The sequence below is a fragment of the Fusibacter sp. JL298sf-3 genome, assembly GCF_053842995.1.
In genome coordinates this window covers 3,623,740-3,644,710 of the sequence record NZ_CM132608.1, presented here as the reverse complement: position 1 = coordinate 3,644,710, position 20,971 = coordinate 3,623,740, and the positions used below count along the sequence as shown (strand labels likewise).

Sequence of the window (20,971 nt, the reverse complement as noted above, 5' to 3'; positions counted from 1 at the left end):
ACTGTAAAATTTTAGTGGATTCTGGCACAAAAGAACCGTCCCTTAAAGATTAAAGCGCAATGGATACGCTGCGGCTTCTCCTGCGTAATCGATGCCAATACGCTTTGAAACGACTATCTGCATTTCCCGCCACCCGTCGTCTGCGAGAAACAAAGCGTCCTCCGTAAGATCGGCGCCGTTGTGTGTTCGATCAATGGCCAGTGCACGACAGAGTTTTCCCGGACCGTCGCCAATCTGCTTACACTGACGTTTAGTCAGTTCTGAAAACTTCTTGCCAAAGCGATTTTGCGCCATTACATCGAGACCTGTAACAGGCTCAATAGCCCTAATCAGCACTGCCTCTGGGACCTCGACTTCCCGAGTTACCACATTGAAGCAGTTGTGTATCCCGTAAATCGTAAACACGTAGGCGCGACCCGGGGGCCCGTATATCACCTCCACCCGCTCAGTTCGCCTGCCGCCGTAAACATGCGACGCCTTGTCTTCAATGCCTAAATAGGCCTCTGTCTCGACGATGCGGCCTGCTATAAGCCCATCGCCCCATTGGCGTACAATGAGCTTTCCGAGCAGTTCCCGTGCAACGGTTACAGTATCTCGGTTGTAAAATGTTTTATCGAGTTTCTTCATCTCATCCCCTCTTCTCTTATTATAAATAGGTGGCAACTTCACCGCCGATGTATTAAACTGTTGAAGACATCAATTTTAAAGGAGGCCCTAGCATGAAAACACCTGTACAGCTTAAAAGCATTCGAATACTCTTGCTGGCACTGATAATGGTCAGTGTCCTCTTCCAGCAACTCATCCTCTCCGGCGGAAAGCTCTACCACGTTCTTTCCATTGTGAACGCCCTCGTCTTCGGCGCCGTCTTTGCTCTATCGGTACGTCTAAGCGTCAAGAAACTTCACAGAGCAGAAAGGTTCATTGTCTACGCGTTGCTCGCGCTCGTCATCATCCTCAACACGGTTCAGTTATTAGATTAGCCGCCTTAATCTATGGCGCTAATTGTTAAAAAACCTACACGAATGATTCCCAGTCCTTTACAATGGTAGCGACTTGCCGTATAATCTTATTGAAACTAATTATCATTTTTACTAGGAGGCCGCTATGTCATCATCATTGTACGAAAAAGAAACGTATTGGTCGCGCTTTGCAGCCGATTTTGAAGAAAAAAACACCTATGTTGTCGGAAAGGACAACTTCGATAAACTCGGCACCTATTTGGAGACGTTTTCAGATCTGGGTCACCTATTGGAACTGGGGTGCGGCAACGGCACGTACACCAAAATGCTCTGTAACAAGGCCGACGCCATCGTCGCCACAGACTATTCAGACGAAATGCTGGCCACCTTGCCGGCGCGTCTAGCCAACTACAGCAACATACGTTTTCAAAAGGAAAACTGTTTTGATTTATCTTTCGAGCCCTCGACTTACGACACGGTGTTTATGGCCAATTTGCTCCACATCATTCCTGAACCTGAGAAGGCGCTGAACGAATGCCACCGCGTATTAAAACCCGGTGGACGCCTAATCGTCGTCAGCTTTACAGTGGAGACGCTGTCTCAGGAACATATTGAAGGGCTACAAAAACGCTATGTCGACGCCTACGGTCTGCCGTCACCGCACAGCTATATGCTCACACAGGCAAGTGCCGAGACAATGGTTACTGATACCGGCTTTGAAGTGTGTTCTAATGTCCTCGTCGGCGATACGATGAAGGCCATCGTCGTGGAGGCCTGTAAAAAATAACCTCGAGATTGTCCCCACAATAGCGCCGTCTGGCGCTATTTTTATTTAAACTGCAGGCCCCTGGGGCGGCGCCTTTGTCCAGTGCTTAACGCCTGTTTTTTCGCGCTGAAACTATGAGCATCATCGGCCGCCTCAATTCATCGCGCATCCCTTCGACGGTGTCGAGTAAATGTGCAGGTGGTTGCGGTTCTACAACCCCTGTAATCTCAACCCCCGCCTCTAACAGTGTCTGCAAGTACGTGGTCAGTGTGCGGTGGTACTTGACCACGCCCTCACCCAAGAAGTTGGCTTCACGCACCCCTTCTTCAAAATACCTATCCACCGGAAAATGTGCAATACTGCGGTCCATACGCTGTAAACGTCGGGTGCTCCACTGAGAACACAAACGTCCCGTCGATGTTGAGCGCCCGATAGATGCGCTGGGCAATCTCCTTAAAAGACGGCAAATAATGAAGTGCCAGCACCAGCCAATCCTTCTACAGATCGCGGCATTGCACTGTACTTTTCAAAAAAAACAGCGTCGTCGTATTTATTTTTCATTTGTAAGCCTCCCTCGTCACATACTTTGCTTTAAATTATAACATGCTCGGTCAAAATCTGCGTTGCCACACTTCACTTAGGGTAACCTTTTGTATGAGGTGATGATAATGCAATACACTGTTTCTATTGACATCAATCAGCCACTGGACGTGGTGATTGAGCATTTTTCAGACTTAGAAGGGCGCTATCGTTGGCAAGTAGGTCTAAAATCGATGACCTGTCTAAAGGGCAACGGTTTTGAAGTCGGAACGCAGTCGGAGCTGGTTTTCAGCACAGGTAAACAGACGATGACAATGACGGAAACGATTCTAAAAAACGATTGTCCACATTGTTTTTCAGCACTCTACACTGTGAAAGGGGTACGCAACTTCTCGGAGGATTGTTTTGAATCGCTTGGGGAAAATCGAACGCGCTATACTTCACATCAGACGTTTGAGATGCAATCGCTCGTAATGAAACTCATCGGTCTTTTTATGCCTCGTATGTTTAAGAAACAGACGACGGCCACTTTAGAGGCTTTCAAAGCCTATTGCGAGCACTGAAAACGACGCTTCTGTCAATGGCGTTTTTGCCACTGTGTTTTGTTCGCTCCGTCCTCTCTATCACTCAACACTCAATACGCTTCGGTACATCAAAAACCCTTTTACGAACTCAACGCTTATGGATTAATAAAAGCCAGTCGACGACCATCGACTGGCTTTTACTCTAAATAGGATATGCAAAAATGGCACACTTTACACGGACAAGCTTTGAGGCTCTTTTACAAACCCCTTTGCCCTTTCTGCATGTCCAGTTCGCGCCATTTTATGCCTGTACGGCAGCCATCAAGGTGTAAAAGTGTTCGGGACTGCCCGTCTTGTAGAGGGCGTACCACGCTTCTAAAGCCTCTTTAGAGAACACTTCTAACAGCTGTAGAAGGTGCACGGTAAACGCCAAAGGCGCTATCCCGGAAGCGGTAATTACCCCGCCGTCTGTAACCGCAGGTTCTTGTCGATAGTGGGCTTCTCCCCGATAAGCGGGACATACTGCTTTTAGAAATGCTTTGTCGTTGCTCGTATGGTCAATGCTGTTCAGCACCCCTTCTTCTGCCAGGCGCATTGTCGCTCCACAGATTGCAGCTACAGTTGTTCCGGGACCGCGCCCTTTCACTAGTGCCATTATGGCGTCGTGCTCAGGTGTCAACCACGTATCGCCGCCGGGGAGCACCAAGACGTCGCCTTCTACCGGCGCACAGTCTGTTACTGTGATGTCCGGCACGACGGTTAAGCCGCCCATGGTGCGGATGGGTGTTTCTGTGGAGGCCACAGTCACCAGTTGCACTTCAGGGGCGTCTTTTTTAAAGTAACGTTTTGAGTACAGTTCCGCTGTAAGATAACTCACTTCCCAGTCAGCCATGGTATTGCATACATAAAGGTAAACGGTTCTTTTCATGTGTTACACTCCTTTTTTAAATGGTTTATCCCATTGTAACACGGCCTGACTGACACCTTGTGTCAGTCAGATATCAATGTGTGCCAGGGGGGACGGTTCTTTTGTGACGTTATTCGCGATACTGTAATGCCTCTGCACCTACAGAGCGTTTCCTATCAAGGCGTCTATCCCCTGTCGCTTTCCGTAACGCGACGATGGCGGGCAACCTTTCACCCGGCGGCCGTCCGCCATCACCCCATTGAAACGCACCGACACAGCGAAAGACCTGTCCACCTATTCCAATGGTTACAGGCCGCCTCACTGCACGAAAATGTTAAATTTTAGTGGATTCTGGCACAAAAGAACCGTCCCCCTTTTATTGAGCGATAAAGTGTGTGCCAGGGGGGACGGTTCTTTTGTGACGTTATTCGCAATACTGTAATGCCTCTGCACCTACAGAATGCTATCCTATCAAGGCGTCTATCCCCTGTCGCTTTCCGTAACGCGACGATGGCGGGCAACCTTTCACCCGGCGGCCGTCCGCCATCACCCCATTGAAACGCATCGACACAGCGAGAGACCTCTCCCCCTATTCCAACAGTTACAGGCCGCCTCACTGCGCGAAAATGTTAAATTTTAGTGGATTCTGGCACAAAAGAACCGTCCCCCCTTTAAAGAATTCCCAAACGCTCTTTAGTCGCCGGTAGAACCTGTGCAACCGCGCCGTAAAAATCGTCGCCAGAAAGGCGGTAGAACGCATCGTGTAGCACGCCGTTCAAAGCGTCGATGGTCTCTGCTTCCCGCACGAACTTCATCCTAAACTCAAAGGCCTTCAGCAACTGGTGCCACATAAGCAAAAACGCCTTGTTCGCTTCATAGTTCTCAATGCCAATCCACGCTTTCACCTCGACCTTGCCGAGGGTTGACTTCGTACAGGCATCTACCTGCAAAAAATACCGGATGTCGTCATCCGTATACACCCGGCCAAGCGGGAACAACTTGCAGACATTCGGCCTGCTCGCGTGTATGCTGCAGCGCCCGTCGCCGTCTAAGAACGCGCACCGCTTGTCGGCGCCACGCATTGCCAAATGGGGCAATCGTACCTTGCCTTGGCCGCCGAGGACGAGGACATCGCCCAACAACGCATCGAACGACGTCTTTAAATGACGTTTCATCACAAACACGTCGTAAGGTGTCAACGCAAACAAATCGCCAACATCGTGGCAACAAGCGCTACAGCCCTCACAACCGCCGGCGTCCGCCTCGACCCTATCGTTTATATCGTACAGCTTGCCATCTGACAAAGCGTTTAAATCCGCCACTGTTTTCATCCCCCTTACCTGCACTTTCTCAAAATTTCATAAGAGCCGCCGACAAGCAATCCCCCATAAAACAGGAGGATGGAGGCCGCACTTATGCGTTCAGCTTAAAGTATACAATAAAAAAGCCCCCCTGCACAGCAGAAGCGTGTGCAGAGGCGCAGAGTTTTCATGCTAAGTAAGGCCTTGGTGTACGGAACACAGGCGACAACACTTAATTCGGTACATTATAACGTATGCTGACGCTCTCACCATGCCACTTATCGTAGCTGTTCACTTGAACTGTTCCCAGCTTAGAAGCCGTTGGCGCCTTAATAAAAGCGTCGTCCGTCTGAGACGTTCCCCACTTGTAGTAACCACCTGAATTGTAGAGGTGGGCGTTGGCGAAAATCGCATTCTCAAACCAGCTGCCGGTGTTGCTGTTTAAAGTGCCGCTGTTGTTTTGAGCCATAGTAATTTCTCTGTAGATGTTGACATTGCTCAAGCGGCTGTTAATCGGGTTCCCTGAAAAGCTTACAGTCTTCGTCCAAAGCACGTCGCTGAAATTGTCTGCATTGAGTACCCTCAGTGTCACTTTGTCCACAGAAGACGTGTTGGTAATCTCGACGTGTAAGTATACGCGGTTAATCGTGCTCCCCAGTAAATCGCCATTGTCCCAACTTACATCGTATCCACCTTTATCACCTTTCGATGGGTTCCAGACGCCTGTGTTGGTAAATGGCCTCCAACCATCACCAGGTTTGTAGACCACGCCGTAGTCCCCGACAATAGAAGACGGGTTGGTGTTGACGGCAAAAAACATGTACGCACGGTCTGAAGACGCCATGTTTCGGATAGTCGGCAAAGTGGCAAACGCGGTGGCTTCATCGTAACCCGCTTCGCTCTTAACGAGCCAATACGTGCCCGTCTGATCGTTGGCTTCAACTTTCGAACCATACCCGCCGGTGTACGAACGCGTGCCGATTGCAGCTGGCGACAGGCCCACTTCACCCAAATCAAAATCGCCGGTCGCTTGGGTCTCAGTAACCGCTTCATCAGGCGCTTTCAGCCCCTCTAAGTATTGGGCCACTTGAACATCTGTAAAACCGTAGGATTCCGCCTGCCATTTAAGGCTCTCAAGTGCCTGTGTTTCAAACGCCGACAGCGCCTCAGTTTCAATGCCCTTCTCGTTAAAATACGCCGTCAAAGCATCCGGTGTCGGCGCAGTCTCTTCACCTGCAAACCCTGCAAATGGCGTCGTCAACAGTGCGGTGATGCATAAACCAATCCATAATTTCTTCATCATGCTGCCTCCTTAAATCACTATTGGTAATAGAGTCGTTAGAAGCGCGATGTATCGCGTTCTCTCTATAAAAACGTACGGAGGCGTCAAAATCTTACACTTTCACATAAATTTTAACAATTCTTAACAACCGATGTGCGTTTTTTCAGCAGCGTATAGGCCACAGTGCCCGTTACAATCATCGTCACCCCGACGAGGTGGTAAATTTCCAAAGGTTCATTGAGCAGCAGAGCGCCTGCGAGAAGCGTCACCACCGTGGACACGTTATTGAACAACCCCACGGTTCCCGCTTCTATAACTCTCAAGGCGTAAGCGCTCAGCATCGCTGTTAAAAGCGACGACAGCACGCCGAGATAGAGTATTGATGATACGTACGTTACAGACTGTAACGGCGCCACAAATGCTTCTATCGTCCCATCGATGAGATGCCGACTCAGTGCAAGTCCGTTAAACACGGCAAAGGCGGTCCAGCTCATGGCGAAGACAATGGTCTTGACTGAATAACGACCGGCGATTTTTTTCAAATAGACGTTGTAGATCGCGATGGCCACTACTGAAAGGAGCAACAGGAGGATGCCTTGTAAGCTTTCACCCCCCAGTGCCGCACCGCTGAAAACGTTGATGCCGACGACGCCTGCAACAGAAAGCGCCATCATCGCCCCTTGCGCCCAAGTTAGGCGCTCCTTTAGTACGACCCATGCCACGAGGGCAGTTGCAATCGGCGCCAGTGCAATGACAACCCCCGCTTCTGACGATGTGACGTACTGAAGGCCGGCTGTCTGTAGGGCAAAAAATAAGATGGGGTACGCCGCACTCAATGGCACCAAACGCAACCAATCTTTAAAACCCAGTTTGGACCTGAACCCGATGGTACATGCGGCGGCAACTGTAAATCGATGGGCGAGCACTATCTCAGTGTCTGCATAGGTCAGTGCTGTTTTGACAAAAAACAGAGACAGTCCGATGATTATCGCTTGTAAGGTAACGGCTCCAATGGCCTTTGTTCTTTTGTTCATACTTCCCCTCCTCTTTTACGACGGTGTGATGTTTTTATTGTAAACACTAAGGCCGTTTGATACAATAAAAACCCCACTCATCTGTACCGGTACAGGAGGTGCCACATGGAAAAGTACAAACGCATTGCCGCATCACTGGAACGAGAGATTGAAAACGGCACCACTGCGCAACTGGACAGCATTCGAAAGCTCGCTCAAACATACAGTTGCAGCAAAAGTACGGTTATCAAAGCGCTCGAGTTGCTCGTGGAACGGCATCTCGTGTACGCCGTGCCAAAAAGCGGTTATTACGTCGTTCAAAAAACAGAGGCGCCTAAAGCGCCACCTACAACTGCCATTGATTTTATCAACACATCGCCGCATTGGGCCCACTACCCTTACGACGATTTCAAGCTCTGCTTAAACAAAGCTGTAGACACTTACAAGACGGCGCTTTTCACCTATGGGACGCCTCAGGGACTTCCCGATTTAATTGATGAAGCGCGACAGTTGCTTACCCATTATCAGGTTTTTTGCAAACCGGAGGCCATTGTCGTCGTCTCAGGTGTACAGCAAGCGCTGTCGCTGCTCTGTCAAATGCCTTTTCCAGGTGCGCCTAAAACCGCCTTAATTGAAAACCCCGGCTACCATCTCCTCATCGAAATGCTCGACGTTATGAAGGTTCCCGTGGCCACTATTGAGCGCACGGAATCAGGTATTGACTTCAATCGGCTAGAAGCCCTATTTCAAACGGGCACCATTAAATTCTTCTACTGTATGCCGCGCATTCACAACCCTTTAGGGGTCTCGTACACACGTGAACAAAAGAAAAAGCTGGTGGCTTTGGCAGCTCAATACGGCGTCTACATCGTGGAAGACGACTATCTAGCGGATTTTGAAACCGAACGCACGGTGGACCCTCTGCACTATTACGACACCGAACAGCGCGTCATCTACTTAAAGAGTTTCTCTAAGATTATGTTTCCCGGGTTACGCGTCGGCTTTGCTGTTTTGCCGGAGGCCCTGAGAGAAACCTTTGTACAGCACAAACATTTTAACGATATTGACAGCTCGATGTTTTCTCAAGCCGCCTTGACGCTCTACATTCAAAACGGCATGTTTCAAAGACACATCAAAAAGCTTCAAGACCAGTATACGGCCAAAACAGCCGCCCTCGAAAACGCCTTTGTTGCAACAGGTGCACGTCATTTGTTGCCGAACACCCCACTAAAAGGCGCCAAGACTGTTATGACTTTACCCGAAACGGTGACGGCGACGGCGTTGGTGCAGGCCCTTAAAAGGCGAGAAGTTCTCGTGGAAGATTTGACGCGAAATTGTTACCCCCCGATACAAAACAAGCACCGCATTAAACTCGATGTCTTTAACACGGCGCCATCTCGTATTACAGAGGGGGTGGAGAGAATCGTCGAAACGCTTGAGAGCTTGCTTTAAAAAGTGCGTTATCGCCTCTCCACTGTCAGCTCAATAACCATGCCCCACTCGCTATTTTAGAGACGATATAATCGTAGATTTGTTTGACGATGGGCACCGGATGCGCTCTGTCAGGGCGCCACGTCTCTTTGTCCAATTTAATGTGTACCCTATGGGTTAGCCTCCATTTACGGTCTTCGAATTAACTTGCCGATACCTGTTGCCAGTGCGTAAACAGCAGCTCCCGCCATGAAAAAACCGCCGCAGACACTACCGTTGCGACGGTTTTTTTCAGTGGTTGTGAGATGCACGAAATCGACTACATTTTGTCTTCGTGTCTATGGAACCAAAACACACCGTATTTAATAGAGTTCGTCAACTTGCTCTTGTCGAAGAACGTGTAGTTGTCCGGCATGCTGGTGAGTTTGTAGTGCGGGTTGGATACCGGATTGGCACCCATCTGGAACTTGTCAAACGCAATGGCGTAGCTTTTGACGAGTGCTTGTCTTGCCTCTAAACTGAATGAGGCACTTTCAATGGGTTTTCTCACATTGATGCTTTTCCAGTACTCGGAATAGTTCGGATTAATTGAGTTCAGCCCCCACTTTTCTCCGGCTTCTCTGTAGTCGCTCCAGACGCTGTTGTAGTTGGCTACTCTGTTGGTCAAACAGTCCCAAACACCCTCTAAAGAAGTAATTCTGCTACCCGACTCATTGGCCACTTCGTCAAATGCAGCGCGCGCCACGTATTCAAAATCCGATAATGTGTTCGGGTCGCTGGTGTTTTGCATTGAACCGACGAAGTTTACAAAGACGCCGTAATGGGTGAACGAACCGTAAGAAAAAGGATCCAGTTCATCTTGAATCACTTCGTACCATTTTTGCATAGAGCCTTTGTAATTGGAAGGGTAGCCCGCTTCGATCAACGCTGTTTTCTGGCTCTCTGTCAGCTGCTCATAAGACGATGCAAATGCCGAACCGGCAAACAGTGTACAAAGTAAAGCCGTCATAAGTATCAGTGCTGTTATTTTTTTCATTTCCATACCTCCTGTTCCATACCTCCTGTGTAAATGTGCATCTCACTCTATTAACCAAACCGATATTGTAAAAAGTCAACCAAGGTGATAAAATTTAATGGTTAAAAATAGGAGGTTTTATGTTTTCTAATGACGCCTTGTACCGAGAACTTCTGGCCTACAAAGACGCTCAGTCACCGGAGGCACTGGCATCGCTTCTTTCCGCTTATCACCCTTTGTTGAGAAAACTCTCTTTTATCGACGGCTGTTTTAGCGAAGACCTGTACTCTGAGCTCAAAATTCAATTCATCAAGTGCTTGAACGCCTTTGAGCCACATAAGCCGAATACAGACTGAGCGCCTTTTGCCGCCTCTTGTAAGCGGCCTGTTTGGTAATGCCAAGTACCCTGCCGATTTCAACGTCGGTATACCCCAGTATGTAATAGGCGTTCAGTACATTGTAACACGTCGCATCTAGCGCCTTTTGCTCATGGGCAAACGCCAAACTGTCCAGTAAGCCGTCTTCAAACGACGGCATTGCCACATCGATTTCCAGCGGGTCGACAGGAATGTCCTCTGCCGCGCGCCAATGGCGCCTCAGGTAATTCTTACGCGCGCCAACCAGTGACCGCTTTAAATAGGTGTTGAACTGAGCACTCACTTTCTCTTCAGACATACCATTCCCCGCTTTCTTTTTTCTTTAAAAGCGGCCCTTCACAGAGGAAAAGCCGCCTAGCAAACTAACCTTTTAAGCGATTGTCCGCTCGGTATCTCGCCCGCATGGGATTGCCCTCGGCCCGTTTAACCGACAGCGTATTTAAATGATAGCTCACCGACCACAGGGTATCGAACTTCAAGTGACGTTTGTATTGACACAGAAACCCATGGCGCCCTGAGGCAATGTCTAGACCAAGTGCTTCTGTGTACGGTATTTCCTCTGTGAGCGCGCGGACAACCGTGTCGTATCGGTCTAATGTGCCGTACCAATTGGGATTGGGCCGATTGTCGTACGCCACCATCTCCGGGTCTACAAAGTGATTGGTGGCTACGATAAAGTCCGTCCCTTCTTCAGGTGTCCTCACCGCCATTCGCCCCGGCGCCATCTCTACTGCGGCCAGTGCACCGGTGGGATCGGCCAGCACCAGCGTGTGCGATGTCATCGTCGGCGTCCGCGCAAGCAAGTCGAGCGCCTCGTCAACTGTGCGGCACTTTTCAAGGAGCATGCGCACCATCATTAAGAAATTGAGTCCCGGTGCCACCGACTTCGGTGCCGCAAAAGTCATCCCCACTGCCAAGCCGTGGGCATTGAGACCATCTTCTTTGCCAATTAGCCCGTCGCCGTGCCCGAGAAAGGCGTACCCGTTTTCAGGGGTGTACAACGCGCTCTCAGTGGTCTTTTTTAAATTGACAAACATATCGTGGTTTCTCACGAAGTGAACCGCCTCACCTGTGCGGTAAGCAAACGTCGTACACCCGACGTCGAAGGCGTAGGCGCCTGCTGTAATCAAAAAAGTTCCAAAGGCCAGCGGGTCCACTTCCAGCCCCTTTGCCATGCCCTCGATCTCCGCCACAATTTCGGGGTAAATGTCCGCACACAATTCGAGGGATGCTTTTCCCATGGCGAGGCGCTCTTTATCCGCTGCCAACAGCGGCGTTAAATCCACGTGGTGCTTCTTCAACAGGGCGCCGTAGCGGTACCCCATTTCATGGTGCTTACCTTTAAATCTCGGTTTGTACATCTCGACCTCCTTTTGTCTATAGAGGCAGTTTATCAAACTGAGTCGGCAAAATCTTGACATCTATTGCGGCTTTATCGGCACTAGGATTTCCAAAGTCCCCGTTTGGTTTTCAAAAGAGAAATCGGCACTGTAACGCTCGATAACAGCACTTTCTTCCAACGCGTAGGGAGCTTTTTTAAACCACGAAAAATAAATGTGCGCGTAGAGGGCGTGCAGTTGCTCGCGTCCACCTATAAGCTTGAAACAAGCGTAGTGTTGCGCCGGCAATACCAGCGTGTCCAGCGCCCCTTCCGGCGCATCGAACACGCCGCCTATAAAGACCGCCTGCGCCGTATCAAAATCGATTTTACGCGAATCGCAAGTGGTCTCAGGTGGCCACACCATGTACAGATAAAGGGTCTGAGGCCGAACGGCGTTCTCTCGGAGGTAGCTCAGAACCGTTTCCCAATAGGGCTCGACCTGCATGGTGTCCAGAGATACCGACCCTCGTACCCCTTTCAGCACCTGTCGGTCACAGGTTTCAAATGTCGGCGGCGCACAGTGGACTTGCGTCAACTGTGCCATATCCGGCGCCGCCACCGCCAACAGTCGATTGCGTATCGGCGCTTTGCGGTAGGCGCTTGGCGTCACGCCAAAATACGCCTTGAAAGCACGTGTAAACGTCTCGTGTGCAGTGTACCCACACGTCAAAGCGATGTCTATAATCTTCTCTCTACGCGCAACAAGACGCTCGGCTATCACTGTAAAGCGCCTGCGCCGTATGTAGTCGGCAAGAGTGTACCCCGTCTGTGCGTAAAAAATACGGTGAAAATGGTACTTTGAGAGAAATACTTCTTCAAACAGCGCCTCGTATACAGTCGTCTCGAACAAATGCGCTTCTATGTAATTGATGACGCGCAGCACGTCGTGTTGATAGGTCAAAGTTCCCCCTCCTCTCTACCGACTGACTCAGTCAGCCAATCGACAGCGTCTTTAATATTTTCGGCCACATAATCGGGGGTCATATCCGCCCACGTGTGGCGATAGGTCGTCCAACTGCTCGCCCCGCCACCAGTGAGCACTAAGATGCTTCCGGTGCCAACGGCTTGAGCGAGGCGCATATCGCTAATCCCCATATCGCCGATGACATAGCTCTTTGAAAGATCAATCGGGTAGTCGCGCAACGCGCGCTCAATAAGCCCGGGTTTCGGTTTTTTACACCGACAACTCCCCTTTGCATGGGGACAACAGTAAAAGCCCCTTAAAGCGATGCCAGCATCGTCAAAAGCCTTTACAATGCGCGCTTCGTGTGTCAAGTAGGTTTCCCAAGTTAAAAACCCCTTGGCAATGCGACTTTGATTCGTGACGATAAAAAGCAGGTACCCCTCTGTCTGTGCGCGCTTTAGCGCTTCCAGTGTATAGGGGTAAAACTCAAAATCGCGCGCATCCCCTAAAAAATCCCCGCCTAGGGTGCCCTGTAAATCTAAAAACAAAGCCTTTTGCATAACGCCCTCACTTTCATAAGTTCGCACCTTGTCAGCGCGACTAATTCTTACTGCGTTTGCCGCGTTTTAAAAAGGGTTTTATCACTGTCAACGGGTAACGCAACCACTTGTTGTCCAGCGCCTTGTGCGCCGCTTTCAGTTGCTTGCGTATTTCTATATGCTGCGGGCAATGCCGCTCGCATTTGCCGCACTCGGTACACTGGTCGGCGCCGGACTTGCGCTCGCCTAAAAACCCCGCACATCTACCGATGTACTGCATCTGCGCCATTCTGCCGCCGAAGAAGTACTTGCTGTTGTAATCGCTAAACGTCGCGGGAATGTCCACGCCAAAAGGACAAGGCATACAGTAATTGCATCCGGTGCAAGGCACCTGCATCAGCTTTCTGTAGAGCGCTTTGACATCGTCCACAACAGCCAGTTCTTCCGGAGATAAACACCCCGGCGTCGCCAAGGCCGCCACGCGCATGTTTTCTTCAATATGAGCGTCTACATTCATACCGCTGAGCACGACGCCGACTTCTTCATGATGCCAAATCCATCTCAGCCCCCAATCTGCCGGCGTGCGCTTTTCGCTGTAGGCGTCGAACCGCGCCCTCACTTTATCAGGAGCCATCGCCGCCAAACTGCCGCCGCGCAGCGGTTCCATTACAACGACGCCAATGCCCAGTTCGTGTGCCCGCTTTAAACCCGCCAACCCCGCTTGATGGTTTTCGTCCAGATAATTAAATTGAATCTGGCAAAAATCCCAATTGTAATCTTCTAAAATCTCGATAAAGGCCTCCGGCCTACCGTGAAACGAAAATCCGATATGCCGTATGGCGCCACTGGCCTTTTTCGCTTCAATAAACTCTAGAATCCCAAAGGCTTTTAGCTGTTGCCACGAGGCCATGCTGTCGAGCATGTGCATCAAGTAGTAGTCGATGTACGATGTTCTGAGGCGTTCGAGCTGTGTGTCAAAATACTTCGGTATCTGCTCGGCCTTGGTCACGAAAAACGTCGGGAGTTTGTCAGCGATGTACACCTGTTCCCGTATGCCGTGTGCCTCAATGAACTTGCCCAGTACAACTTCGCTTTTGCCGCTGTGGTACGTGTAAGCCGTGTCGTAATAGTTGACCCCGTTTTCAAACGCGTAGAGCATTTGACGCATGGCTGTCGCCTCATCGATTTTTCCGTTTTTTGTCGGAAATCTGAGACAACCGTACCCCAGTGCAGAAAGGGCCTCACCGCCCTCTGTCAATTTTCTGTATTGCATCCTTATACCCCTTTGTTGTCCAATCCTTTTACTATGTACCATCTGTCAAACGCTCAAAAAACAGTTACAGTGCTTAGTTGTCGAGTTTTTCTTATGGTACTATTACACGTAGGGGTCGAGTCGTTTCTTGTTAAAACTTTCCCACTACACCAATTCTATGGTACTTTTTTAAAGCATCTGCTGTCAATACCTATTCGTCGGCGGCGCTTGACATCTTTCTCCAAACAGCGTAAGATTCAACTATATTAAGATTCCGTTCTAAAGGAGGCCCACATGCCATTTGTTATTGTTCTGTATGTGCTCGGTTTCGCGTTAAATTTTTTCGTCACACTGAAATACCCCGACGGAGATTTTTCCACTGCCGGCATCGTCGTATCCAACCTCTATTTTCTCGCACTCGCATACTTTCTCTACAAAAACAGTCAACACAAAATCATCAAACGCGCCCTGCCGATTTTGGGCCTGCTCAGCCTTTTAATAGCAATCTTTCACGCCGTCGACAACATGTCCTTTTTAATCAGCGGTATACGCGACGGTCTTTCACTGCTCTTTGTAGCTGTCTATGCGCCACTGTTCGGCATCAATGCACTTTTTAACCTTTCAATCGGTTGGTTCGCCGCGCTTATGGGAGGCATTTTTGTGGCAATTTGGTTAATCGCTTACAAAAAGAAACAACCGACGTCATAAAGACCGTCGGTTAAACACATCGAATCGCGTAAGCTTATTTTGAAAAACTCTTGGAACGCCCCTTTGCCAAAGGGGTGTTTTTTGTACAAAAAATCAAAGGGATGCTCAGCTACAAGTGTATGGTTGCACACAATTGTTTTGTACTCAATTATTTTTAGCATCTATTGAAGGCCCTGTCTCTTTGAGCGTTACCATCCAAGCAATCGACGACAATACGGCGGCGCAGATAAGCCGTTCTTTTAATTGTGAACGCTGTAGGACATTAGAGCCATAAGCTTAGCCCCTGTTGAATACAAGTGAGTCCCCCCCCAGGTCATTAGCAACTCAAACGCCCTGTACCCAAAACCTTTTTGCCGCCAATTATGCACCACAAGTGCTGCACCATGCAACAAAATCCCGTAAGTCAATCCGTCTTCAAAACCTCGATACTTTGACAACCTCGAAATCGCACCGATCATCATTAATAGCCATGCGCCAATCCGCATCCATTCAGCGTATTTCTTCATCACGCCCCCACTTTAAGAAATAGATAAGTACCCAGAACGGCGCTCACGGCATTGGCGACCAGCGCAAACGCCACGCGGCGCCCTCTGCTGTGATCGTTTAGATAGCGGGCGAACAGTATGGGCTCGACGACAAAAACAAACACTTCCCCCAGGGCAAATGCAAACAACGCCAACAACATGCCCAGCGTATAGGTCGACCACGAAATGGCCAGTGCCAACAGCACCTGAGTGAACGCATTGACTTTTAGAAAGACGATCCCATCTGCCTTTGAACGGAAGCCAAACGCCCAGAACACCGCCCCTTCCAACACAAGGGTAATCACAAACATGCGCAGCAGCATCCACAGTGTTAAACCAATAACGGATTTCTCCTGTGCTTTGCCGGTCTGAACGTCGAAAACAACGACACTGTCAAAAGCGCGCTTCTCGACGACATCAGACACCACAACCGTTCCATCGTCCTGCACCAAAAGAATTTTAAACACATCCGGCACGCGGTAGGTAAACACCGCTCGAGCAGAACCGCTCTCAATGGCTACTTCAGGGTAACCGCTAATCGGCATAAGACCGTTGGCTTGCGCCGCAATCCAGCCATCTTCATCAAACGCCTTAATCAGCTCGTAATGCGCCTGATGCACCCCGTCGTAAGTCTCCCACGGCGTCATCGTTCCACGCGTCTTAGACTCAATTAGCAAATCCACCAGACACGTCTCCCCAGTCACCCCTTCAATTTCAATCACCAAAGAAGGTTTTGGCCCTGCGTCGGAAAAAGCAACACTGCCACTCATCAGAAACAGAAAACTTATTAAAATGACCCCTATTTTTTTCATAGGCACCCTCCTAACATCTGGTTCTATTGTACCATATACCGGAGGATTCTTTAAGTTTGGGACAACAGAAGCTCTAGTGGCCTGTAGCGTTGAGATTTAATTAAAAATGCCAGATAGTCTGTATCAGTGCAAGGCAAAATATCGACGACAATGCGGGACATTGTTGAGAGATTTTAACGCCGCAATGATGCAGAGTAGATGAGTAGTTTTTTTAATTATGAACGCTACAGGACACTAGTGGCCGCCGTTCATAACCCTAAGGCTTAATACAGCCAAATGCCCATACCTATTAAAAGTGCCGAGTAGACAACCACACCGATATTCAGTCTCAGCATTTTCGACTTGTCGTTCAGCGTCTCCGACGCAAATCGACGAAATCCGTCGTAGTTAAACAGCAAGTGCCAGACTTTCACCGTTGTCAACGACACCAAAGCGGCGATAACCCAACTGTACGGCACATCGGTCTTAAAGACGCGGTACCACGTGACGCCCACAAGTCCCAAACAGAGCACGGCAATAATGAGTATGGCTTTAGGACGCTTTTGAGCGTAAGCGCTGTTAAGCTCCCAAGTTTTCCACCGCTCCCCCATAATGCCCATTACAATTCTCGAACCGATACCAATTGCCGCCCAAATAAAACACACCACACTGAAATAATTCATATGTCCTCCTTCGTTAGTCGAGACCGAACAACGCCGCTGCGTTGTCGTATACAATTTGCTTTCGCGCTTCCTCATCACCTTCTGTAGCCGCCAACACATTGGCCAACGTAACAGCCGGCGGCAAAGCGGGCCAATCGGATCCAAAGAGCAAGCGATGCGCCCCCACCTTCTCAATTAAGGCCCTGATACTACTTTCACTTTGACACGACAGCTCTGCATAAGTAGCGGGGTATTGCTCTAGGAGCGCCGCAACGCGTTCGTACTCGTGTATGCCACTGTGCCCAAAAATAAACTTTAGGTTCTCAGGTGCCGCCGCCAACAGCTTCTCAAAACACGATACCTTAGTCGACGTCAGCAACTCTGCTACTTTGCCCTTGATGCCGTAAGCTTCAACATCTATAGCACCTGTGTGAAACAATACCGGCAATTCTAGTGCCGCCGCCCGAGTGAGCATCTTCACCAGTACATCGAAATGTCGGTCGATATCCGCCCCTGTCATCTTGAGCTTCATCCCGCGGGCACCTTCCGTGACATAGCGCTCAAATTTTGAAAGCGCCTCACTGTCTCCCGGGTGTACTGAACAAAAGGGAATAAAATCTCCCGGGTACCGTTTGGCAATATCGAGGGCTTCCGGTGAGCAGTCGCACTTTGCTGTACTAATGGGCAACACCACACTGCGAACCACGTAGTTGGCCTTTTGATACGCCAAAGCATTTTCAATTGAGCCGCTTCTCATAATGTCTTTGTAAATCCTTATCCCCTCTGTAGCGAAGCGAAACAGTGCGCCGAAACCGCTATACTTCCACTTTAGAAAGTCGGGATCATGCCAATAGGGGACTGTGAAATCTCGATGGGCCGCTGACGGCACCGTCGGGTAAGTAGGGGGGGCACTTGCCTCTGTCGTTTTATCACGCGCCGGCAGCGCCGCACTTAAATGGCAGTGACAATCGATTACTTTTAAAGGACCGTCAAACGCCAGCTGATCTGTGCCAGGTTTCAAATATTTGTGCATTACTTCCTCCTCAATAGATGGTTAACACGCAAATGTGACCACTAGGTCATATGACTGTTAGTCGTATTATAATGAATTCACATCCCTTTGTCAAGAGGCGTAATATGCTAGAGCACATTTTCGAATTTCTATTTTTGGTAAATAATAGTGTTTTCGTGCACAAAAGAACCGTCCCCTTTGGAACGGTTTCGCTCTTTATCGCATATGTCGAATGCTGACACCTAGTCGGCCCAGCAATTTCTTAAATTGAGTGCGCCGATCTGTGCTCAACGTCAGGCCGGCTCGGTACGCCACTGTTCGTGGTCTTGAAAGTCGTCTTTATGCAGTACTTTTGGCATATTGCGCCTTAAAAAGAACCCGACGTTTTCAGGGTCGAAAACAAAGGCCTCCGGCAGTCGCCGCTTCAGTTCATAAGCACAAGTCGTTTTACCGGAGCCGAAAGCCCCATTTACCCAAACAATCATCGTTCCCTCCTCACTGTCAATCCGTCAGATAAGTCGACATCAGAACGCTATAAACACTGCGCCGCGTCGATTAACTCACTGTGCTTAAAACGCTTTGGCGTCTCCGACAGCCACCTTGCGGCTATGGTTTCCCAATGCGCCATACGGCGGTTGGTCTTTGCCAACCACGCTTCGTAGACCCAAGTTTTCCCAAGTTGTCGATAGCCCAATAAAAGTTTCAAGGCACGCCACTCGCTTTCGAGAAGCGGCAACACCGACTGGTAACCTCTTAGGAATTGAACCGTCTCATCGACACCAAATGCCGAGACATAAACCGCTGTGTCGATGTCTCGTACCAGTGCATCCGTTCTACCGGCGCCATCTGTCCAGTCGACGAGGGCTACCACCGCCAAGTCGTCATCGAACAGAACCTGTTCAACCCAGAAAGAGTTGAATACTGTGCCAGTGCGTACCAGCAGCTGTTCGCCTTGGCCATAGGTCTTCGGCAAGTTGCCAAGCAATTGCACCGATGCGTCGAGAATCTCACGGGCATACGCCGGAAATTTACCGACTTGACCTTCGTATTTCAGGCGCACGGCCATACAGCCCTCAAGTGATTCTTTCACGGTAGGAACGCGGAGTTCAGTAGTACCGGCAATCGGCTGTCGACTGTGAAATGTCGCCAGCAAAGCCCCCATGGCTCTAGCACCTTCAGGTGGCAACGTCCCCGGGTGATAGGTCGTGCCTGTAACCCACGCGTTGACTTGATAGACTTCTCCTTCAAAGTGTGCGAAGCAACTGCCGTCTTTGGTATAAATCAGCTTGGGCACCGGAAAACCGCTTTGTCTCAAGGTTTCGCCGAGTGCCACCCCCCGCTGCATCTCCTCGTAGCGCGTCGCCAGCCGATGCTTCCGCCAAAAGCGCTTGACGTAGTACGCGGTATTCCCTGTTTGAACTTTAAAACTCTCTTCCCACAACCCGTGTTCTAGTGGGAGTATTTCGCAAACTTCCAAATCATAATGCCGCTTAAGCGCTTTTCGCATTCGCTCCATGCCACGATCTCCTTACAATTTGATTACTGGTTACTGCCTTCATACCGCATTAAAGCGCGGTTGAACGCATAAGTCGCAAGCCCCTTTAAAACTAACGCCATGCCAATGCCATACACCAACACCATTCTATTGTGCTCAGAAAACAGAGCGGCCTTTGCGGGCAAATAGCCGAGATAGGCAAATGGAAAGACCCAAGTCAACACCTTTGACAGCACTTCCGGGAAGATAGAAAACGGGTAGTGAATGTATTTGAGTACTTCTGAGAGGCTGTCGTAGGGGGTGTACAGATAATGCGTGTAAAAGAGCACCGCACTGGCCAAGGTCATCAACGAAGACAACGCCGAAATGCCCACAGCCGACAACAGGAACGCCGTTGCGACTTCTTGCCACCCGACGGTGCTGTTCCCATAGACGATAAGGAGCCCACACCCCACCAAGAGTTTGTTTAAAGGCGCCACTGAAAAATCGCGAAAGCGTATGGTAAAGAGCGGTGCCTGCGGTTGCCACATCATGCGTTCCATCTCGCCTGAAAACAAGTAGCCTTTGAGGCTTCTCAAGTTGCCGTAAAGCAGCTGGTAAAGGGCGAGGTTAACGGTCACCACCCCGTACAAAAAGATGAGACTGCTCTGCGTCCAGCCGTCGATGGTGTCCACATATGCGTAAACCACCTTAAAAAACATCAGGTCCAGCGCCACATTGACTAGGCTCACCACCAATCCTATAAGAAAATCGCCTTTGTAAGCAGTGAGTTTCTTGACATTCATCGTTAAAAAGACGCCGATAAGTTTGAGTTTAGCCACCATTGAGACTCACATCCTTTTGCGCTTTGTAAAATACGCCTTTGGCCGCAAAAGTTAATACCGCCAGCCAAAAGCATTGGATAATGACGCCTTCAAGAAAGCCTTCCCCGCCGTTGAGAAACACATTCACAGGGGTGAAAACCATCCCTGGAAACGGGCTGTAGCGAACAACTTTATAGGCGAATGCCCCCAACATATCTACTGGGAACAGCCGCCCTGTAAAAAACATAAACAACCCGCTTTTTAAAAGCGCAATGCCCCAACTGTTCTCTGTCCAAAAAGTCAAATACCCCATGAGACAGTCAAACTGAATAGCGGTCAGCACCCCCAGTATGGCTAAAACAATAAAAGCAGTGGCCCCAAGCACATCGCCTTTGTTCTGAAGGGCGATAAACAAAACAACTAATGGCCCATAGAGGAGCGCGTTCACACAGGCAATACCGACGTTTTTATAAAGTACCTGAACGCCGTAATCCATCGGTCGCACCAGTGCATTGACAACAGCGCCGCTCTTGATGTCCCGCCCTATAAAGTGAATGTTGGGGTAACTAATGAGCAACTGCACGTATAAGCTCAATACGAGATAGACGACGAAGGTATCAAAATCACGTCCCGCAACAACAGGCGTATTTGAAAAGACTGCCCGCCAAAAATAGTACACGAGGCCAAATTGCACCAACGCTTTCAGCAAAGCGTCAATGAGAATCCTCTTGTCGAAATATTGAATTTTAATCCCGGCTAAAAGCCACACTTTTCTAAGCGCCATA

Annotated in this window: 26 protein-coding genes and 1 pseudogene; 6 read left to right on the top strand and 21 right to left on the bottom strand. The window is 49.5% G+C overall.

Annotated elements, in window-relative coordinates:
• Positions 1–42: 42 nt before the first annotated feature.
• Positions 43–627 carry a DNA-3-methyladenine glycosylase gene (locus ACR6HW_RS17355; RefSeq protein WP_455728934.1) on the bottom strand — a complete coding sequence of 195 codons (585 nt, stop codon included), beginning with the start codon at positions 625–627 and terminating at the stop codon, positions 43–45.
• Between the two features lie 92 nt (positions 628–719).
• On the opposite strand from ACR6HW_RS17355, the gene ACR6HW_RS17350 reads away from it, so the two are divergent.
• Positions 720–980: a hypothetical protein gene (locus ACR6HW_RS17350; RefSeq protein ID WP_455728933.1), complete on the top strand. Its 261-nt coding sequence runs from the start codon at positions 720–722 to the stop codon at positions 978–980.
• Between the two features lie 124 nt (positions 981–1,104).
• The gene (locus tag ACR6HW_RS17345) at positions 1,105–1,746 is read left to right on the top strand and encodes a class I SAM-dependent methyltransferase (RefSeq protein ID WP_455728932.1); all 642 of its coding nucleotides are present in this window, start codon (positions 1,105–1,107) and stop codon (positions 1,744–1,746) included.
• An 85-nt stretch (positions 1,747–1,831) separates the two neighbouring features.
• Here ACR6HW_RS17345 and ACR6HW_RS17340 read toward each other — a convergent pair.
• Positions 1,832–2,207, bottom strand: a pseudogene (locus ACR6HW_RS17340) (class I SAM-dependent methyltransferase); the annotation flags it as partial.
• Between the two features lie 186 nt (positions 2,208–2,393).
• Between ACR6HW_RS17340 and ACR6HW_RS17335 the strand changes: the two are divergent.
• Positions 2,394–2,828 (top strand): SRPBCC family protein, encoded by a 435-nt coding sequence (locus tag ACR6HW_RS17335; RefSeq protein ID WP_455728931.1) that lies wholly within the window; start codon positions 2,394–2,396, stop codon positions 2,826–2,828.
• A gap of 262 nt (positions 2,829–3,090) precedes the next feature.
• On the opposite strand, the gene ACR6HW_RS17330 is transcribed toward ACR6HW_RS17335, so the two are convergent.
• From ACR6HW_RS17330 to ACR6HW_RS17315, 4 genes are all read right to left on the bottom strand, one after another.
• Positions 3,091–3,717 carry a type 1 glutamine amidotransferase family protein gene (locus ACR6HW_RS17330; protein WP_455728930.1) on the bottom strand — a complete coding sequence of 209 codons (627 nt, stop codon included), beginning with the start codon at positions 3,715–3,717 and terminating at the stop codon, positions 3,091–3,093.
• Positions 3,718–4,367: 650 nt separating this feature from the next.
• Positions 4,368–5,027: a YkgJ family cysteine cluster protein gene (locus ACR6HW_RS17325; RefSeq protein WP_455728929.1), complete on the bottom strand. Its 660-nt coding sequence runs from the start codon at positions 5,025–5,027 to the stop codon at positions 4,368–4,370.
• Between the two features lie 202 nt (positions 5,028–5,229).
• On the bottom strand, positions 5,230–6,300 hold the full coding sequence (locus ACR6HW_RS17320; RefSeq protein ID WP_455728928.1) for a hypothetical protein: 1,071 nt from the start codon (positions 6,298–6,300) through the stop codon (positions 5,230–5,232).
• Positions 6,301–6,410: 110 nt separating this feature from the next.
• Entirely contained in the window at positions 6,411–7,313 is a 903-nt protein-coding gene (locus ACR6HW_RS17315) for a DMT family transporter (RefSeq protein WP_455728927.1), read from the bottom strand.
• A 105-nt stretch (positions 7,314–7,418) separates the two neighbouring features.
• On the opposite strand from ACR6HW_RS17315, the gene ACR6HW_RS17310 reads away from it, so the two are divergent.
• On the top strand, positions 7,419–8,744 hold the full coding sequence (locus ACR6HW_RS17310; protein ID WP_455728926.1) for an aminotransferase-like domain-containing protein: 1,326 nt from the start codon (positions 7,419–7,421) through the stop codon (positions 8,742–8,744).
• Positions 8,745–8,911: 167 nt separating this feature from the next.
• Here the strand turns inward: ACR6HW_RS17310 and ACR6HW_RS17305 are convergent, their stop codons facing one another.
• Both ACR6HW_RS17305 and ACR6HW_RS17300 read right to left on the bottom strand, forming a co-directional pair.
• A complete protein-coding gene (locus ACR6HW_RS17305) occupies positions 8,912–9,034 on the bottom strand; it encodes a hypothetical protein (RefSeq protein ID WP_455728925.1) in 123 nt (40 codons plus the stop codon).
• 8 nt (positions 9,035–9,042) lie between these two features.
• Entirely contained in the window at positions 9,043–9,759 is a 717-nt protein-coding gene (locus tag ACR6HW_RS17300) for a hypothetical protein (RefSeq protein ID WP_455728924.1), read from the bottom strand.
• A 119-nt stretch (positions 9,760–9,878) separates the two neighbouring features.
• On the opposite strand from ACR6HW_RS17300, the gene ACR6HW_RS17295 reads away from it, so the two are divergent.
• Positions 9,879–10,094: a helix-turn-helix domain-containing protein gene (locus ACR6HW_RS17295; protein WP_455728923.1), complete on the top strand. Its 216-nt coding sequence runs from the start codon at positions 9,879–9,881 to the stop codon at positions 10,092–10,094.
• Here ACR6HW_RS17295 and ACR6HW_RS17290 read toward each other — a convergent pair.
• The 5 genes from ACR6HW_RS17290 to ACR6HW_RS17270 all read right to left on the bottom strand — a co-directional run bounded on the left by ACR6HW_RS17290 (position 10,048) and on the right by ACR6HW_RS17270 (position 14,212).
• Entirely contained in the window at positions 10,048–10,413 is a 366-nt protein-coding gene (locus ACR6HW_RS17290) for an RNA polymerase sigma factor (protein WP_455728922.1), read from the bottom strand. The genes ACR6HW_RS17295 and ACR6HW_RS17290 overlap by 47 nt on opposite strands.
• A 64-nt stretch (positions 10,414–10,477) precedes the next feature.
• Positions 10,478–11,476 carry a C45 family autoproteolytic acyltransferase/hydolase gene (locus ACR6HW_RS17285; protein ID WP_455728921.1) on the bottom strand — a complete coding sequence of 333 codons (999 nt, stop codon included), beginning with the start codon at positions 11,474–11,476 and terminating at the stop codon, positions 10,478–10,480.
• A gap of 60 nt (positions 11,477–11,536) precedes the next feature.
• Positions 11,537–12,397, bottom strand: coding sequence for a helix-turn-helix domain-containing protein (locus tag ACR6HW_RS17280; RefSeq protein ID WP_455728920.1), 861 nt, complete (start codon positions 12,395–12,397; stop codon positions 11,537–11,539).
• A complete protein-coding gene (locus ACR6HW_RS17275) occupies positions 12,394–12,960 on the bottom strand; it encodes a D-glycero-alpha-D-manno-heptose-1,7-bisphosphate 7-phosphatase (RefSeq protein WP_455728919.1) in 567 nt (188 codons plus the stop codon). Before ACR6HW_RS17275 ends, ACR6HW_RS17280 begins: the two co-directional genes overlap by 4 nt.
• Before the next feature lie 40 nt (positions 12,961–13,000).
• Positions 13,001–14,212: an aldo/keto reductase gene (locus tag ACR6HW_RS17270; protein WP_455728918.1), complete on the bottom strand. Its 1,212-nt coding sequence runs from the start codon at positions 14,210–14,212 to the stop codon at positions 13,001–13,003.
• Positions 14,213–14,485: 273 nt separating this feature from the next.
• On the opposite strand from ACR6HW_RS17270, the gene ACR6HW_RS17265 reads away from it, so the two are divergent.
• Positions 14,486–14,899, top strand: a complete 414-nt coding sequence (locus ACR6HW_RS17265; RefSeq protein WP_455728917.1) for a hypothetical protein — start codon at positions 14,486–14,488, stop codon at positions 14,897–14,899.
• Positions 14,900–15,138: 239 nt separating this feature from the next.
• On the opposite strand, the gene ACR6HW_RS17260 is transcribed toward ACR6HW_RS17265, so the two are convergent.
• From ACR6HW_RS17260 to ACR6HW_RS17225, 8 genes are all read right to left on the bottom strand, one after another.
• On the bottom strand, positions 15,139–15,405 hold the full coding sequence (locus tag ACR6HW_RS17260) for a hypothetical protein (protein ID WP_455728916.1): 267 nt from the start codon (positions 15,403–15,405) through the stop codon (positions 15,139–15,141).
• On the bottom strand, positions 15,405–16,235 hold the full coding sequence (locus tag ACR6HW_RS17255) for a hypothetical protein (protein ID WP_455728915.1): 831 nt from the start codon (positions 16,233–16,235) through the stop codon (positions 15,405–15,407). The genes ACR6HW_RS17260 and ACR6HW_RS17255 overlap by 1 nt, the downstream gene beginning before the upstream one ends.
• 263 nt (positions 16,236–16,498) lie before the next feature.
• On the bottom strand, positions 16,499–16,897 hold the full coding sequence (locus ACR6HW_RS17250; protein ID WP_455728914.1) for a hypothetical protein: 399 nt from the start codon (positions 16,895–16,897) through the stop codon (positions 16,499–16,501).
• A gap of 13 nt (positions 16,898–16,910) precedes the next feature.
• Positions 16,911–17,909, bottom strand: a complete 999-nt coding sequence (locus tag ACR6HW_RS17245; protein ID WP_455728913.1) for an amidohydrolase family protein — start codon at positions 17,907–17,909, stop codon at positions 16,911–16,913.
• Between the two features lie 272 nt (positions 17,910–18,181).
• The gene (locus tag ACR6HW_RS17240) at positions 18,182–18,373 is read right to left on the bottom strand and encodes a hypothetical protein (RefSeq protein WP_455728912.1); all 192 of its coding nucleotides are present in this window, start codon (positions 18,371–18,373) and stop codon (positions 18,182–18,184) included.
• 47 nt (positions 18,374–18,420) lie between these two features.
• Positions 18,421–19,404, bottom strand: a complete 984-nt coding sequence (locus ACR6HW_RS17235; protein ID WP_455728911.1) for a phosphotransferase — start codon at positions 19,402–19,404, stop codon at positions 18,421–18,423.
• A gap of 23 nt (positions 19,405–19,427) precedes the next feature.
• On the bottom strand, positions 19,428–20,207 hold the full coding sequence (locus tag ACR6HW_RS17230; RefSeq protein WP_455728910.1) for an ABC transporter permease: 780 nt from the start codon (positions 20,205–20,207) through the stop codon (positions 19,428–19,430).
• Positions 20,197–20,970, bottom strand: a complete 774-nt coding sequence (locus ACR6HW_RS17225; protein ID WP_455728909.1) for an ABC transporter permease — start codon at positions 20,968–20,970, stop codon at positions 20,197–20,199. Before ACR6HW_RS17225 ends, ACR6HW_RS17230 begins: the two co-directional genes overlap by 11 nt.
• Between the last annotated feature and the right edge of the window lies 1 nt (position 20,971).